Below are 16976 nucleotides of genomic sequence, written 5' to 3'. Positions count from 1 at the left end.
ATGACGTTATTTACACTAGAGCCTGAATGGATATTAAGTTTTAGAAGCGAAATGTTAACTAGCTGGTTTAAAATATTTCCTTTTTTCGCTAGTGATTATTTTTACATTACAATTATTGCGATTGCCTATTGGTTAAATCCAAGGAATAGATTATTTTTAGATTTAGGCTGGCTTATATCATTTGCAACATTATTGAATGTTATTATTAAAAAGACTTTTTCTATTCCTCGCCCGCCTAGTACATTACATATGTTACCTATTAACGATGGATCATTTGGTTTTCCTAGTGGGGATGTACAGGTAGCTACTGTTTTCTTTATGATAATATTTTTGTCATTTAATTCAAAAACGTTAAAAATAATATCTATCGCAATGATTATTAATATTATGCTTTCACGCCTATATCTTGGAGTACATAGTATATATGATGTTATAGGCGGTATGATTTTTGGAGTATTAATTGTTTTAGTTTATAGAAGTAATTTTATGCAAGCACAAATAAGTAGATGGGAAAATAGTGCTAAATCTTATTATTGTATATTGGCTTTTGTGATAGGTATATGTTTCTTTTTATGGAAAGCTGATTCTTTCCCTTTACTGCTTTTATTACCGATAGGCACTTTAGCAAGTTATGGTATCATATATATTTGCTTTAAATATAATTCTGATTTGACCTTAAATAATGCTCAAAAAACTATAGGGATAATTATTAGTTTCACGATGTTATTCTTTTTTTATAAAACTTTTCCTATAATAAAAAATCCAGCAATATTATTTAATTTTACACTTTTGCTTAAATTTGCTTTATTACCTGTTTTTATTTATATTTTACTTCCTATGATGCAAAGAGAACTAAAAATAGATTAAATAAATTTCTTTCATAAAATCCAATGTACCCATTTAGAACCATCCGCAGGATAATCTAATATATCAACTATAGACAAAGTCTTTACATGCTTTATAATAAACTAAATATTGAAAATGGCTGTATTATGAGTATCAAACTAGATCCTTATGAACAAGATATTGAAGATAATTTTGAAAAGCAGCAAGAAATTGATGATAAAAGTGAAATAGATTTATTGCAAAAAGCTGCAAAAATACATGTAAGGAAAATGACTAACAAAAAAAACAAGAAGAATTTTTAAAAAATAAGAAATAATATATGAGTTTTATAGAAGAATTTATAAACAAAGGATATTTCCATCAATGTACCGATTTGGATCAATTAACTGCTATAACGAAAGAAACAAAAATAGCCGCTTATATAGGCTTTGATTGTACTGCTACATCGCTTCACATAGGTAGTTTAATGCAGATAATGATATTGCGTTTACTTCAGCAACATGGGCATAAGCCTATTGTAATTATCGGCGGCGGTACAAGTAAAATCGGTGACCCTTCAGGTAAAGATGAAGCCCGTAAAGCTTTGACGAAAGAGAATATAGCTAAAAATGCTGAAGGTATAAAAAAGTCATTGTCAAAATTTATCAAATTCGGTGATGGTGAAAGTGATGCTATAATGCTTGATAATGCAGAATGGTTAGATTCGCTCAATTATCTAGATTTCCTAAGAGATTTTGGCGTTCATTTTTCGATCAACCGTATGCTAACTATGGATTCGGTCAAACTAAGGCTTGAGCGTGAGCAGCATTTAAGCTTTTTAGAGTTTAACTATATGTTGTTGCAAGCCTATGATTTTTACTATTTAAGTAAGCATTATAATTGCAGCTTGCAACTTGGCGGTAGCGATCAGTGGGGCAATATCGTAATGGGAGCGGATTTAACTCGTAAAATAAGCGGTAAAGAAGTATTCGGTATGACGACGCCACTACTTACGACCGCTTCCGGTGCTAAAATGGGTAAAACTGCGGCGGGAGCAGTATGGCTTAATGAAGATTTGCTAAGCCCGTATGATTATTACCAATATTGGCGTAATTGTGAAGATGCCGACGTAATTAGATTCGCTAAATTATATAGCGAGTTAACTCGTGAAGAATTTACAAAATTTGAGAGTTTAGCGGCTGAAGATATTAATGCAGCTAAAAAACAGCTTGCTTATGAGCTAACTAAGCTTTGTCATTCAGAGCAGGCAGCAAAATCAGCCCTAGAAACTGCGGTAAAGATATTTGAAGAAGGGCAAATCGATGAAAATTTACCTACCGTTGTTTTAGAGCAGGAAGTATTGCAAGCTGGTATTAATGCGTATGAGTTATTTCATGAAGCAGGTCTTGCTAGCTCTAAATCAGAAGCACGCAAACTTATAAGAGGGAATGGTGCTAAAATAAATGATGAGCTAGTTACAGATGAGAATATGATAATTAATACTACTTTCCTACTTGATAAAAATGTTATAAAACTCTCTGCCGGCAAAAAAAGACATATATTAGTTAGGGTTTGAGAGCTTTAGTTTATTATTATGACCAAAATAAGGCTTGATGAATATTTGCTGCAAAAAGGTTTTGTAACAGATATTACTATAGCACGAAGCTTGATTATCCAAGGTAAAGTACATAATAAGCATGAGCAGTTAATTAAGCCTGGGATACAGGTTAATATAAATGACAACGATATCAAGGTAAAGCTACCGAAGCATAACTATGTTTCAAGAGGTGCATTAAAATTAATTGCTGCTTTGGATTATTTTAAAATTGATCCTGAAAATTTAGTTTGTATTGATATAGGTAGTAGCACCGGCGGTTTTACCGAAATGTTACTTGAGCGTAAAGCAAAATTAATTTTTGCCGTAGATGTCGGTTATGGCGAACTTCATCCTAAATTACGGGACAATCCACAAATTAAAGTGCTTGAGAAGACTAATGCACGATATTTAACCGATAAGCAAATAACAATGAAGCCTGATTTAATTGTTTGTGATGCCAGCTTTATTAGTTTAACTACTATATTACCGACTTCACTAAATTTAGCTAAAGAAGATTGCATGCTTATTGCTTTAATAAAACCGCAGTTTGAGGTCGAAAAGCATGAAGTAGAGCAGGGGGGAATTATTAAAAATCCTCTCTTACATCAAAAAGTATGCGATAAGATCAAAGATTGGCTTGAAAAAGAGCATAATTTTAAAATATTCGGTATAATAGAAAGTCCAATACTAGGAGCTAAAGGGAATAAGGAGTTTTTAATATGCGGAAAAAGAAAAACGGTTATTTTTTATCCTTAATTTGAATTGTTTTAGTAATCATTGCATCTTCTAATGTATAATTATTCAATGTTTTTATAAATGCTTCACTTGCCTCTTTAATAAAATGTTTAAATTGGCATGAATTTGTAATTCTACAGCTATTAGTATTTTTATTGAAACATTCTACTATATCCATATTAGGTTCTAATTTTTCTATTATATCTCCCAATTTCATGGAAGAAGGGCTAAATGCTAGCTTAATTCCTCCTCCTTTTCCTTTACTACTATTAATATATCCTAATTGTGCTAATCTGTGGATCACTTTTACCAAATGATTAAGGGAAATACTATAGTACTCTGATATCTCTTTTACACTACAAACTCTTTCCGGTTTTGAAGCAAGATATATAAGGCTACGTAATCCGTAGTCAGTAAAACTTGTTAACTGCATAAAAATTTTATTTATTTTTACCTTGAATATACAAAAAAACGTCTATATAAGTCTAGTTACTATAATATGTATTTTAAATACATATTATACAAGTTTCAAATTTATATTATTAAAAAAGGAGTTATTATGTCTAGAACAACTATAGTGAAAGAAATAAGAAAAGCTGCTGAGCTATTTAAGAATTTTGATATTACTAAATCTTTAAATTTTTATGGAAATTTAGCAACTAAATATGAAGCAGTGGTAAATGAATTTTTTAATAGTAATAGTTTTAATACTGAAAAACCTGAGAAAGGAATACAGCCAAATGCAATGAAAAATTTTTTAAATCTTACCGGCAGTAGTATTCTAAAGGTTTTAAGTTCATATAGTGAAACAGATGAAGTAGATCTTTTAGAAGTAATCCAATCAGCATTAGAGAATGATCATAAATTTAAAAATGCGGTATCAAAAATTGTCGGTATACATGTAGGGCGTAATATTCCTTCAGAGTTATATCAACCTGTTGCTGAAGTGCTTATATCAAATGTAGATGAGGGTAACAAGCTGGTAACGGAAATATTAAATATAGTAGGAAAGCATTTTGTAGGTGCTGAAAAGAAGCAATATGATGAATTAAAAGAAAAGTATAATATAGAGAGTTTTGAAAGTCATAAAATAAAAATTGAAATAGAAAGTGCTGATAAAAATACAGCAAAAATAAAATTTTATAGACAAAATGAACAAAAAGTAATACCGCATAAACATGGGCAGGTTATTACTGTTAAAGTAGGAGAAAAATACAGTGAATTTACAGTTATAAAAACCGGTCATGATGAAGAAGGTTATTATTATGAATGTCTAATAAAGAAAAATCCTAATGGAACTGTAACAAATTATCTATTTGATTCTGAAAATCAGCTGGTAAAAGTACATCCTTCGTATATTGAATCGGGTATAGAAAACAATAAAGATCTTGTTCTTATAAGCGGCGGGTCGGGAGAAAGTCATTCTATTTCTAGAATTAATAGTATAACAAATGAAGAAAATGTTAAGCTTCCCGCCGTTATTCACATTATTCACTCTACTAAAAATAAAAACAGTGACACATTTCAATTAGATGCAGCTGTAAAAAAATTAACTGATATTGCAGCAATATGCGATACTGAAATTCACTATGATAAATTTTATACTCAAGATAGTTATAATAATATTAATGAGAACGATAATATACATTATCATACCGGTAGAATAGCTGAAGAATTTTTATTAGGCATGTTAAAAGGCGAAATCTATGAAATTTGCGGTCCTCATTCTTTTAACAATCATGTGCAACATATATTAGAAGAGAAAATGGGGGTTATGTATACTCAGATTCATATAGAAGAATTTTGTTCATCAGGAGGAGACTATGATCCATCTCTAAGCGGACAAGAGGGGTTATCAAGTATTTGCCCATTTATAAATATGTAGTTTTACAAAAATATAAAGTTAAATATTGCTTATATATTCTAATTAGTGTATTTTCGTTACGGATAAGCATTATAAAAATTATAGATAGGTGGGTTTATCCCACCTTTTTTGTTATAAACGTCAAATATGCAAACTATTGAACAACAAATAACAAACGTAATAGAAGAATCCTTGACGGATATGGGATTTGAGTTAGTCCTTGTTAAGTTTAAAGGGGTTAACCCTAAAGTAGTCGAGATATTAATTGATAGCTTAAACGGTGAAAAAATATCTGTGGAAGATTGTACTAAAGCAAGTAGGACTATCTCCGCTATTCTAGATGTTGAAGATTTAATAGAAGATGCATATTCTTTAGAGGTAGCATCAAGCGGTCTTGAACGTCCGTTAGTAAAGTTTGAAAATTATAATAGATTTTTAGGAAGAGAAGTTAAAATCAAACTTAAAGAATTATTGAACGGCAAAACTCGTTATCAGGGTAAAATAATTAAAGCCGAAAATAATAAAATATATTTAAAATGTGAAGAACAAGAAGTACTAATTGATTATGATTTAATTAAAAATGCTAATCTAGTTTTAACTGAAGAAGTATTTAAAAAATTACTAGGTTCTGTGAAAGTTTCTAATTGATTGGCTATTTTGAGGTATTTTAAAAAAATAACCAAAATTAAATCTTTTTAGAAATTGTACGCAAGAACCTAAAGCAATAAGAGATAATGTATGTCTAATATAGGTAATGTAGAAATTTTACAGATTATAGATTCTGTAGCTCGTGAGAAAGGAATATCAAAAGAAATTTTGATTTCAACGGTTGAACAAGCGGTACAAGTAGCAGGACGAAAAAAATACGGTAATGAATATAATATTAAAGCTCAGATAAATAGGAAAACCGGTGAGATAAATCTTTTAAGGATATTAAAAATAGTAGAAGATGTAGAAGATTACTTAACGCAAATCTCACTTGAAGAAGCTTTAATAAAGAATCCGGAAGCTAAAATCGGTGATGAGATATATGAATATTTACCGCCTATTGATCATGCTAGAGTATCGGCTCAAGCTGCAAAACAAGTTATAACTCAACGTGTTATAGAAGCTGAACGTGAAAAGCAATATCATGACTTTAAAGATAGAAAAGGCGAAATTATAAACGGGATAGTTAAGAGAATAGAATACGGTGATATAATAGTTGACTTGAGTCGTGCTGAAGCAATAATAAAAAAAGATCAATTAATTAAGGGTGAGAATTTTAAACCTAATGATCGTATAAAAGCATATGTACAGGATGTAAGGCAAGAAACAAAAGGACCGCAGATTTTCTTGTCTAGAGTAGATAACCAAATGCTGGTTAAGCTATTTAAGCTAGAAGTACCTGAAATTCTTGAAGATATTATTCAAATAAAATCAGTAGCACGTGATCCCGGTTCAAAAGCAAAAATAGCGGTATTTGCTTCGGATAGTAGTATAGATCCCGTAGGCTCATGCGTAGGTATTAGAGGTAATAGAGTAAAAGCCGTAACAAATGAGTTAAACGGAGAGAAAATTGATATAGTATTATGGAGTAATGATCTTGCACAGTTTATAGTTAATGCTCTTGCACCGCTTGCACCCGGGGAAATTACAAAAATTTTGATTGATGAGGATAGGCATAAGGTAGAAGTAGTAGTTTCGCAAGAAAATCAAAGTATTGCAATAGGTAGAAGAGGGCAGAATGTTCGTTTAGCTTCTAAGCTTACAGGTTGGAATATCGATATAATGACTGAAGAGCAAGAATCAACAAGGAGAAATGAAGAATTCGTAAATTCTACAGAATTATTTATGGAAGCTTTAGATGTTGAAGAGGTTATAGGTCAGCTTTTATCAGTAACGGGATTTAATTCAGTAGAACAAATTGCTAGTAGTGAGATTAGTACTTTAACAAGAATCGAAGGCTTTGAGGAAGAACTTGCAGTAGAGATCAAAAATCGAGCTATTAATTACGTCGACCTTAAGAATGAAAAGATTATCAAAAAGCTAGAGGATCTAGGAGTTGAGCAAGAATTAATAGATATATTAGAATTACCGCTTGAATTAATATTAAAATTTGCCGAATATGGTATAAAGACCATAGAAGATTTAGGAGAGATGAGCGTAAATGAATTTAAAAATTTAGCTCCAAATTCTAATATAACGGACGAAAATATTAAATTACTGATTAAAACTGCTAGACAGCATAGTGAATTAAAGGATAGTTAGAGGATGGTGTGGGGGTCAGTTTTTCTGTCATTGCGAGGAAATTACGTAAGTAATTGACTAAGCAATCTCAGAATATTTGATGAGATTGCCACGTAGCTTATGGCTGCTCGCAATGACGACTTTGGTATCCACAGCTTACTAATGACGAAAAAAACAGAAACACAAAGGTTTTTAAATATGACGGATAACCAGGAAATCAAACCCAAAAAGTTGACACTTGGCAATTCAAAATTATCGCTTAATAAGTCTTTTGACTCTCTTACAGGAGCTCAAAGCTTTGTTAATGCTAAATCTAAAACGCTAGTAGAAGTTAGAAAAAGCTCTACCGGTAGTACTACTACCCTTTCATTAAATAAAGAAAGAAATAGCTTAGATCAAACTGTTATTGATGCTAATAAGGAAGAATTTAACAGACGTTTATCTATTCTTAAAAAAGCTGCTGAGCAATCTAAATTAAATGACCCTTCACAAATAAGCACTTTAAGTAAACTTGCAAGTATTAACCAATCTGTTAACTCAAAAATAGAAACGCTAGAAACTGAAGTTGAACAAAAACAGCAAAACACTGAAGAAAATAAAGTAGAAGTTAGTGCTAAAATCGTTCAAGGTGATGAAGATACACTGTCACAAATATCTAAAAAGAAAGAAGAAACTTTTGTAAAGTCTCCTTTAGTAGGAATGCGAACACGTTACGGTATAGAATCAGAGAAAGAATTAGATAAAACAGCAGATAATAAAGTAGTCGCACCAAAAATTAAGCTAGAAGAGCCGAAAAAATTCAAAAAAGCCGATCTTTTCAATATGCTTGGCGACGACGAAAGCAGAAGCGGTAGAACTAGAAGTCTTGCTTCTATAAAAAGAGCTAGAGAAAAAGAAAAGCGTAAATTAGTATCACAAGCACCTGAGAAAGTATATAGAGAAGTGACGATACCGGAAGTTATCGGAGTCGGTGATCTTGCAAATGCTATGTCTGAAAGAGTAGCAGATGTAATTAAAGAATTAATGAAGCTCGGTATTCTTGCAAATGCCAGCCAAACAATAGATGCCGATACGGCGGAACTAGTTGCAACAAATTTAGGACATACGGTAAAAAGAGTTCAAGAATCGGATGTTGAAAATGTTTTAATTAGTGATGATAAGGTTGAAGATTTGAGAATGCGTGCTCCGGTTGTTACAGTAATGGGGCATGTAGATCACGGTAAAACATCATTACTTGACGCTCTTAAATCTACGGATATTGCTGCAAGTGAAACTGGAGGGATTACCCAGCATATCGGGGCTTATAGAGTAACTCTTGCAGACGGTAGAGCGATTACTTTTATTGATACTCCGGGTCACGAGGCTTTTTCGGAAATGCGATCAAGAGGTGCTAAAGTAACAGATATAGTTATTATAGTGGTCGCAGCAGATGATGGAATCAAAACGCAAACGGTTGAGGCAATTAATCATGCGAAAGCAGCGGGCGTTCCTATAATTGTAGCTATTAATAAGATTGATAAGCCTGATATTGATATTGAGCGTGTAAAGAACGAATTATATGTCCACGAAATTATAGGCGAAGAGGCAGGTGGTGACGTTATGGTTATTCCTATCTCGGCACTAAAGAAAATTAACTTAGATAAACTTGAAGAAGCAATTTTATTAATTGCAGAAATGCAGGATTTAAAAGCAAGTCCTTTCGGTTCGGCTGCCGGTGTTGTAATCGAGTCAAAAATCGAAAAAGGAAGAGGAACGCTAACCACTATATTAGTTCAGCGAGGTACTTTAAGAAACGGTGATATTATAATAGCAGGTAGCTCTTACGGTAAAGTTAAAAAGATGACTAATGATAAGGGGCTAGAAATAGTGGAAGCAACACCGTCTGTTCCTGTAGAAATTCAAGGTTTAAACGAAGTACCTTTTGCCGGCGATAAATTTAACGTAGTACAAAACGAGAAACAAGCAAAAGATATAGCCGAATATAGAATGCGTCTTGCTAAAGAAAAGAAAATATCTATTGCACCGCGTTCAAGTTTAGAGGATTTGTTTTTAAAAGCTTCCGGTAATAGTAAAATTAAGGAATTACCTTTAATTATTAAAGGTGATGTCCAAGGGTCGGTTGAAGCTATTTCAGGTAGCTTATTAAAATTACCGAGTGATGAAATAAAGCTTCGTATACTTCATAGCGGCGTAGGTCCGATAACGGAATCCGATGTATCTCTTGCACATGCTTCTTCAGCTATTATTGTCGGCTTTAACGTTAGAGCAGGGGCAAATGCTTTAACTGCCGCAGAAAAAGAAAAAGTCGATATTAGATATTATAGTATAATATATAATTTAATTGATGACGTAAAAGCCATTATGAGCGGTATGCTTGATCCGATCGTTAGAGAGCAATATATCGGAAGCGTAGAAATCAGACAAATATTTAATATTACCAAAATCGGGAAAATTGCCGGTAGTTACGTTACTAGAGGTATTATTAAGAAAGGAGCGGGCGTACGCTTATTACGTGATAATGTAGTCATTCATGAAGGAAAACTCAAAACTTTAAAACGCTTTAAAGATGAAGTTAAAGAAGTTAGAGAAGGATATGAGTGTGGTATAGCATTTGAAAATTACGAAGATATTAGAGAAGGAGACACAGTTGAAGTTTTTGAGCTAGTTCAAGAACAGAGACAATTATAATATACTCTGCTGCTTTCAAGAATTGCTATTTCATTTTATCAAGGATTCGCATCCTCACCTATTAAGTATAGGCTGCGGGTGCTCACCTTTCAAAATAAAATTCAATTATTGAAATCATTTGAGTATATACGAAAATTAACTTCAAAAATTGGCTACGTCATCCTACAAGTACTGCGGTACTCACGTGGCATTGTTGCGTGGATCAGTTTTAGCTCTGTCATCCCGTGGCTTGACCACGGGATCCAGTTAAAAATACTAAAATTATTAGTATTTTTTATTGTTTTTATGGACCCCATGGTCAAGCGAACTAGGTGACAAGTGGGTTTTACCGGTCCACGCAACAATACTCTGCTTTCGTGCAAAAGATATTTAGTAGAACATCCCTCTTTGGTAAATTAATCAATTTTAAGTAAAATATAATAAAAAGTTAATAATTATTAGCCTTTACCTTGACCTCCTTATAATTTCTATTATAATGCAACGCTGATTATTATAATAAGAAATGAGGAAGAATTATGGCAATAATATCAATTTTTAATAAGTTACAAAATTTAATCCCACATAATATTTCTCCAAAGCCAGTTTCTTATCTTGCTAACGATGAATTTAATTATCGTTCAAATGAAGAATTAAAAATTTGGGGGTATAAAGATACGCTAGGCATCTCTCAAATCAAATATACTGATATTATGAATGAGGCTGATAATATAATCGGTACACCTGCAAGCATAACTAACACAACTGAAAGTAAAGGCTTTTTCAGTACATTTAGTTCATCATTAAAAACAGTTTATGATTTTGGAGTAAAGAGTTTTAATATTATAAAAAATACATCTAGTATTCTTTCTTCTAAAGTTGCTGAAACTTTTAATCTTGTGAGTAATAAAGTTTTTTCTTATTTAAATAATAAAGCTGAAGAAACATTTAATCTCTTAGATCAACTTGAAACTCTTTCTGATAATGAGTTAGTAGAAGAAATTTTAAACATTTCTGAAAATGAATTAGATGAAGTTTTTGAAAAGATGACATATGAAAAATTGGCAAAATTAATTAATAATATTTCCGATGAGCAAGCACAAAAATTAGTTAATTATATTTTGCCTTGGCATCTTGAAAAAGTAATAGATTTAATTACACAAGGTAAGTTGGATAAATTATTTAATGAAAATCCTAATAATCTTTCTTTAGAAGAACTTACCGAGCAGGAACTAAAAAAATTATCAAATGAGGATATTTCTGATGAATGGATTGAAAATATAATTATTTTAGCAGGAGAAGAAAAATTTGCAGAAAAGCTTGATATTATTCCAAATAAAAATTTAGTAAGAATCATAAGTAATATTTCAAATGATAAGCTAGCAACAATAATTTCTCACGCCTCAGATGAAAGTATAGTAAGAATCATTAATATTAACTTACCAAAGATATTGCCTTTGCTTCCTTTTGAAAAAATTACACAAATACCAACCTTAATGGACGATGAAGAAATTGTAGAGCAGCTTGAAAAACAGCAATTATTAGAAGAAATTTTAAATATTTCTGAAAATGAATTGGATAAAATTAAGACCAAAAAATTAGCAGAATTAATTCATAATACTTCAGATGAAAGTTTAGAAAGAATAATTGATAGTATTCCAAATGATAAATTAGCAGTGATAATTAATATCGCCTTAGATGAAGATTTAGAAAGAATCGTTGATAGTATATCAGATCAAAACTTATCAAAGACATTGTCAGAGATATCATCTTTATTACCTGAAGAAAAATTTAAACAAATAATGATCTTAATTCATGGTGCAGAGGTTGTAGAGCAGCTTGAAAATCAACAATTATTAGAAGAAATTATAAATACGCCTGATAGTGAATTAGATAAAATTAAGATTACATATGAAAAATTGGCAAAATTAATTAATAATACTTCGGATGAGGATTTAGAAAGAATTGTTGATAGTCATAGTTTATCAGGATCGTTAATTCAACAAATAATAACCCTTATATATAACAAGAAGTGTGCAAAGCAAGAATCAGATGAAGTATCTGATAGTGATTCCGGGTTCTCTGATTATGAAGATGAAATAGAAGTATCAGGCAATCAAGTAGGGTTCTCTAATAGTGATTTTACTACGAAGTTATCAGGTAATGATTTTGGATTCTTTGATTATGAAAGTGATGATGTAGTATATTTATAATAAAGCTCTTATGTCAACCTATCTTATGGTAGACAAAAAATGGATTCCTGTTTTTAGCAGTTTTGTTGCATGGATCAAAAAACCTACTGGGTGTCATACCGTGGCTTGTCCACGGTATCCAGTAAAACAACTAAAAATACTAATAATATTAGTATTTTTAACTAGATCCCGTGAATAAATCACGGGATGACAAAGGCAAGACTGAGCCATGCAACAACGCCGGCTTGTCCACGGGATGACAAAAAAACTGAGCCATGCAACAAGGTTGCTTTTAACTAGGAGTAGGAGCGACATAATTTATTGCTATTTTAGCATCAGGCGGGCGTATATAAAGCGGTTCGATAGAGCTATTTAACTTCATACCGCTCGATAATCTATTAGCAATATATCTACAAATAACCCATGCTTTAACTCGTGCAAAACGTGGCAAGGTTATTATATTCGGTAAATGTATAATTTGGTGATGTATAAATTCAAGTCCACTACCGCAGCAAACTATATTACCTTTCTCATTTGCAAGTAGTTTTATAGCATACTCGAAATCTATCAATAACGGCTCTTCTATTTCTTCTGATTTATGAAAAACTTGCATATAAAGCTGTGAGCGATAAGCATTTAAAAAGACATATATTTTATCATAGTCTTTAACTTGAGTTATAGCTCTAAAGTAGGCATATTCAAAATTGCTAACTGCTACTGCTTTAATATTTTCCTTGGCAAATAATATACCTTTAGCACTAGCAAGTCCTATTCTAATGCCGGTAAAGCTACCGGGTCCGTTAGTTACCGCTAAATAATCTAAATCATCATATGAACATTTAGCTGATTTTATCACGTCTTCTATCATTGGCATTAGATTTTCTGCTTGCATAGAAGGACGTAATTCTTCTATATATGCCAGAATATTCTCATTTTCAGATATTGCTACCGATGCAGTATTATTGGCTGTGTCAAATGCTAGTATTTTCATAGATTATTATTTAAATAAGTCACTATGGGTGCCGGTACATGTGTAGTGTACCGGAAAATTTTTGAAAAATCTCTTATGTCATTCCTGCGAAAACAGGAATCTAGGCTAAAAAAGTCTTTTTATTATATTGTTTTCTTTTTGAGTAAAGCTTTTAAGAAGCTTTACTCAACTGGATTCCCGCTTTCGTGGGAATGACATAGAATAAAATACCAGAAGTTTGCAGAATCATATTAAATTAAGCTTTTTATACATTTCTTTATATGAAGAATATTTATTAATATTTAAATCTTTTGCTGATTCTTCTAATATTTTTATTGATTCTGCATTTAATTCTTTTTCCTGTTCTATTTTATGATATATCGCTTCTCTTACAAAATTCATAATAGTATCGTTTTTATGTGCAGTATGAACTTTAAGAAAGTGATGTAATTCGTTTGGTATATCTATGCTTAATCTAGTCATGTCATATACTTATTTAAGTGATTACTTAAATAAGTATATGATCAAATAAGAAAAATAAAAGTAAAAATATAGAATCTTTAAGAATTATTTATAGTAAATTCCATAAAAATTTGGTGTGCTTCAACTTGTCTATTATTATGAAATAAATATCTATTAAAAAAATAGTTTGTTAGGGTTAAAGCTTGTCTTTTTTCTTCTAATGTAATCTCACTATTCTCTGATAGTAAAAATTTTGGTAAAATCAATAATTTATCTTTGTAGGGTTTCCCTACTTCATATGATAGTGCTCTAGCTGATTTAGGGGATACATAAGTTAAATCAGTCGTAACATGACTCACGCCGCATTGTGTAAGATCAAGCTTATAGCCGGTCTCGGCAAGTAAAGCTAGCTCAAAATTAATATAATCACGGAAACAAAAACTCTTTGATAAACTATCCAGATAATTTACTAGCACGGAGAAAAAATTAGAATGTTCTTCTCTTTCATGAAATAACTCTTTGATTAAAGATATAACGGAATTAAAGGCATATAATTTAGCTTTATTTATGATAAAATAACCGGTGTAAGATTTGATGAGTTCACATTTAGCCATGCCGATATGTTCGTGTAGTCTTGCCTGCCAAAGAAAATCTACAATATTTCCTTCTTGATATATAAATTTGCTTTTTTTAGAAGATTCTTTTACAACTCCCGAATATAAACCGTGATTTTTAGTAAAAACCGTAATAATAAATGTATTTTCTTTCAAAGGTTTTTTAGCAATTATTACCCCTATATCTTTGATATTCATGGTTCTATGTCATATCCAACTCGGTTGTCATTCCTGCGAAAGCAGGAATCCAAAATAAACAAATAATACTTGATAAAACAAACCTATAAAAACAAGTTTTTATAGGTTTTACTGGATTCCTGCTTTCGCAGGAATGACATCAAAACCGCCCAACACCCTTCTAGCCTCCTTCGAATCCCCTGTATATACTATATTCTTATAGCCTAGTTTGATTGCAGTAAATAAAGCGGCGTGATTCTCTCCTACATTTACAGTAAGCTCTAAAACTTTTTTTGGAAATTCTTTACTTAAAGTTTTAAACATATAATCAATTACTAGCATACCGTAATATTTTATGCTAGAGGCAGGATTTGTTAATATTATCTGCTCTTCTACATTAGATAAAAAATTACGTGTTTCTTCCAAGTTTCTTATTTCATAAACTATACTCATTTAATTATCTCTTTTAAATCCTTTAAATGTGAGACGGAAGATATAAAATCATAGTTTAAATTTTCAAGTTTAGAGCAGATAATCTTATTAAATCCAAGTTTTACGGCTTCTTTTATTCTTGTTTCTGCTTTTGCGGTTTTTCTTATTTCACCCGATAAGCTTATTTCACCGAAAAAGACGCTATGTTCGGGTACAGCTTTGCCGGTTGCAGCAGATATTAAGCTCGCTGCTACTGCTAAATCAGAAGCAGGATCGGCAATTTTAAGCCCTCCAGCGATGCTTAAATATACCTCATAATTAGCAAGGTTAAGTCCTATCCTACTACTAAGTACGGCAAGTATCATTGATAGCCTGTTAGCATCCCAGCCCACCGCAGAGCGTCTAGGAGTTACCATATTTGAAGGTACTATAAGGGCTTGTACTTCCATAAGTAACGGTCTTGAACCTTCAATTCCTGCAAAAATAGATGTACCTATAACGTTCTGCTCTCGCTTCATTAAAAATAGTTCAGACGGATTTGTTACTTCAATAAGCCCGCTGCCGCTCATCTCAAATACTCCTATTTCACCCACACCGCCAAAACGATTTTTATATGAGCGTAAAATACGGAAATGATTATTATGATCTCCCTCAAAATATAACACCGTATCAACTAGATGCTCAAGTATCTTAGGACCTGCTAGCTGACCGTCTTTAGTTACGTGACAGCTTAATAAAATAATTATATTATTTTGCTTAGCATAATTGACAAGCTCATTCGCACATGTACGAATTTGCGAAACAGTGCCTGGAGGCGAGGATAATTCTTTTGTGGTAATTGTTTGAATAGAATCAATCACTACTAAATCAATATTATTTTTATTAGCTTCTATACTCGCAATAATATCTTCCAAATTAGTGGCTGCTAAAATATCGGTATTATAGTTAGTTAGATTTAACCTTATGGCCCTTAATTTTATTTGGTCTAATGATTCTTCGCCCGTTATATATAAGCAATTCATCTTTGATGCAAAGTTACTTGCTGCTAGTTGTAATAACAAAGTAGATTTGCCTATGCCAGGGTCTCCTCCTATTAATATAGCAGAACCAAGCACTAAACCGCCGCCTAGTACTCTATTTAATTCACCTATAGGGGTAGGGATGCGTAACTGTTCGGCTACGTGACCTGAAAGCTTATCGAAATCTTGTTTGCTACCTGTTTTAACAATTGCTTTATTTGTACTTACTATCTCTTCGACAATACTACCCCATACACCGCAGTCAAAGCACTGCCCCGACCATTTAGGACTAGTATTTCCACAGTTAGAACAGATATAATGCTTTTTGTCTTTGGTCATTGTATACTCGATGAACTTCAAAAATTGGCTACGTCGTTCTACAAGTACTGCGGTACTCACGTATTAAGTATACGCTCCGTTCCTCGTCTTGTGAACTCCTTGCTCTTTTTGAAGTTGATCTTCGTCTACCAAACTTTCATTTTGCAAGGGAATATCTTAAAACCAATAGCTTACTCTTACCATATAGTTTTTCACGTAAAATTTCAATATTTTCATCTAAAACATAATCATCTAGTTTAGCCATCTCAATAACTATGATAGTACCGTCTCTAAGCCAGTTATTTTTTATCAGCAATTTCATTACTTTAGGCACTATATCCTTATGATAAGGAGGGTCTATAAATACAAGATCAAATGATTCATTAGACATCTTCCCAAACTTCGCTTCTAGAGGTAATTTAGACGTCGATCCGGTACTCGAATCCTCACGTACGCTTGTGTACGCTGTGGTGCTGCGTTCCGTGTCTCCTTTAAATTCCTCTCTATAAGCTGGTTTAAAAAGATGTCTGGCAGCTTTCGGTAGATTTAAAGCATTAATATTAACCAAATTAACATTATTTTCAATGTTTAGAGATTTAGCAAATCCTTCTGCTATTTTTAATGAGGATGTATCAATATCAATTAAGGTAGCAAAACCTGCTCCTCTTGATAGGCTTTCAAAAGCAAGGCTACCGCTACCGGCAAATAAATCGAGAATGTGAGTAGTTTCGTTAAATAATTTATTACCGGTAAACTCACCGGAGGTTAATATACTAAATATTGCCTCTTTGAGCTTACCGGTGGAAGGTCGATATTTGATATTTTTAGCGGTAGGTATAATTTGGTTTCTATATTTACCGGATATTATTTTTAACACT

The 16976-nt window shown here is 32.1% G+C and carries 14 protein-coding genes and 3 pseudogenes; 10 read left to right on the top strand and 7 right to left on the bottom strand.

All coding sequences use genetic code 11. The features are described from left to right. The 4 genes and pseudogenes from H6P87_RS04375 to H6P87_RS04360 all read left to right on the top strand — a co-directional run bounded on the left by H6P87_RS04375 (nucleotide 1) and on the right by H6P87_RS04360 (nucleotide 3178). On the top strand, nucleotides 1–867 hold the full coding sequence (locus H6P87_RS04375) for a phosphatase PAP2 family protein (RefSeq protein WP_202068542.1): 867 nt from the start codon (nucleotides 1–3) through the stop codon (nucleotides 865–867). A gap of 125 nt (nucleotides 868–992) precedes the next feature. Next, a pseudogene (locus H6P87_RS04370) lies at nucleotides 993–1115 on the top strand (CopG family antitoxin); the annotation flags it as partial. Between the two features lie 50 nt (nucleotides 1116–1165). Continuing rightward, nucleotides 1166–2401, top strand: a complete 1236-nt coding sequence (gene tyrS, locus H6P87_RS04365) for a tyrosine--tRNA ligase (protein ID WP_202068535.1) — start codon at nucleotides 1166–1168, stop codon at nucleotides 2399–2401. A gap of 18 nt (nucleotides 2402–2419) precedes the next feature. Beyond that, nucleotides 2420–3178, top strand: a complete 759-nt coding sequence (locus H6P87_RS04360) for a TlyA family RNA methyltransferase (RefSeq protein WP_202068533.1) — start codon at nucleotides 2420–2422, stop codon at nucleotides 3176–3178. Here the strand turns inward: H6P87_RS04360 and H6P87_RS04355 are convergent. Continuing rightward, entirely contained in the window at nucleotides 3162–3590 is a 429-nt protein-coding gene (locus H6P87_RS04355) for an Rrf2 family transcriptional regulator (RefSeq protein ID WP_202068527.1), read from the bottom strand. The genes H6P87_RS04360 and H6P87_RS04355 overlap by 17 nt on opposite strands. A gap of 126 nt (nucleotides 3591–3716) precedes the next feature. Here H6P87_RS04355 and H6P87_RS04350 point away from each other — a divergent pair, with 126 nt between their 5' ends. The 6 genes and pseudogenes from H6P87_RS04350 to H6P87_RS07545 form a co-directional block, all read left to right on the top strand. Then, nucleotides 3717–5042, top strand: a complete 1326-nt coding sequence (locus H6P87_RS04350) for a hypothetical protein (protein WP_246437745.1) — start codon at nucleotides 3717–3719, stop codon at nucleotides 5040–5042. 126 nt (nucleotides 5043–5168) lie between these two features. Continuing rightward, on the top strand, nucleotides 5169–5669 hold the full coding sequence (gene rimP / locus H6P87_RS04345) for a ribosome maturation factor RimP (protein WP_045813160.1): 501 nt from the start codon (nucleotides 5169–5171) through the stop codon (nucleotides 5667–5669). 90 nt (nucleotides 5670–5759) lie between these two features. Then, the gene (gene nusA / locus H6P87_RS04340; RefSeq protein ID WP_202068525.1) at nucleotides 5760–7271 is read left to right on the top strand and encodes a transcription termination factor NusA; all 1512 of its coding nucleotides are present in this window, start codon (nucleotides 5760–5762) and stop codon (nucleotides 7269–7271) included. A 177-nt stretch (nucleotides 7272–7448) separates the two neighbouring features. Then, complete coding sequence (gene infB, locus H6P87_RS04335) at nucleotides 7449–9938, top strand: translation initiation factor IF-2 (protein WP_202070123.1); 2490 nt, start codon at nucleotides 7449–7451, stop codon at nucleotides 9936–9938. Between the two features lie 515 nt (nucleotides 9939–10453). Then, nucleotides 10454–11437 (top strand): annotated as a pseudogene (locus H6P87_RS04330) (hypothetical protein); the annotation flags it as partial. Nucleotides 11438–12192: 755 nt separating this feature from the next. Next, a pseudogene (locus H6P87_RS07545) lies at nucleotides 12193–12289 on the top strand (permease); the annotation flags it as partial. Nucleotides 12290–12398: 109 nt separating this feature from the next. Here H6P87_RS07545 and tsaB read toward each other — a convergent pair. The 6 genes from tsaB to H6P87_RS04300 form a co-directional block, all read right to left on the bottom strand. Further along, nucleotides 12399–13097, bottom strand: coding sequence for a tRNA (adenosine(37)-N6)-threonylcarbamoyltransferase complex dimerization subunit type 1 TsaB (gene tsaB, locus H6P87_RS04325; RefSeq protein WP_202068523.1), 699 nt, complete (start codon nucleotides 13095–13097; stop codon nucleotides 12399–12401). A gap of 225 nt (nucleotides 13098–13322) precedes the next feature. After that, nucleotides 13323–13559 (bottom strand): hypothetical protein, encoded by a 237-nt coding sequence (locus H6P87_RS04320; protein WP_202068516.1) that lies wholly within the window; start codon nucleotides 13557–13559, stop codon nucleotides 13323–13325. A gap of 77 nt (nucleotides 13560–13636) precedes the next feature. After that, the gene (gene recO / locus H6P87_RS04315) at nucleotides 13637–14350 is read right to left on the bottom strand and encodes a DNA repair protein RecO (protein WP_202068514.1); all 714 of its coding nucleotides are present in this window, start codon (nucleotides 14348–14350) and stop codon (nucleotides 13637–13639) included. A gap of 108 nt (nucleotides 14351–14458) precedes the next feature. Continuing rightward, a complete protein-coding gene (locus tag H6P87_RS04310) occupies nucleotides 14459–14782 on the bottom strand; it encodes a hypothetical protein (RefSeq protein WP_202068512.1) in 324 nt (107 codons plus the stop codon). Next, a complete protein-coding gene (gene radA, locus H6P87_RS04305; RefSeq protein ID WP_202068510.1) occupies nucleotides 14779–16119 on the bottom strand; it encodes a DNA repair protein RadA in 1341 nt (446 codons plus the stop codon). Before radA ends, H6P87_RS04310 begins: the two co-directional genes overlap by 4 nt. A 136-nt stretch (nucleotides 16120–16255) precedes the next feature. Beyond that, the gene (locus H6P87_RS04300) at nucleotides 16256–16975 is read right to left on the bottom strand and encodes an RsmD family RNA methyltransferase (protein ID WP_202068508.1); all 720 of its coding nucleotides are present in this window, start codon (nucleotides 16973–16975) and stop codon (nucleotides 16256–16258) included. Nucleotide 16976: the final 1 nt, after the last annotated feature.

This window comes from Rickettsia tillamookensis, assembly GCF_016743795.2.
GTDB lineage: Bacteria > Pseudomonadota > Alphaproteobacteria > Rickettsiales > Rickettsiaceae > Rickettsia > Rickettsia tillamookensis.
Note: the sequence above shows the minus strand (reverse complement) of the source record. Positions and strands in the feature narration are given on the sequence as shown.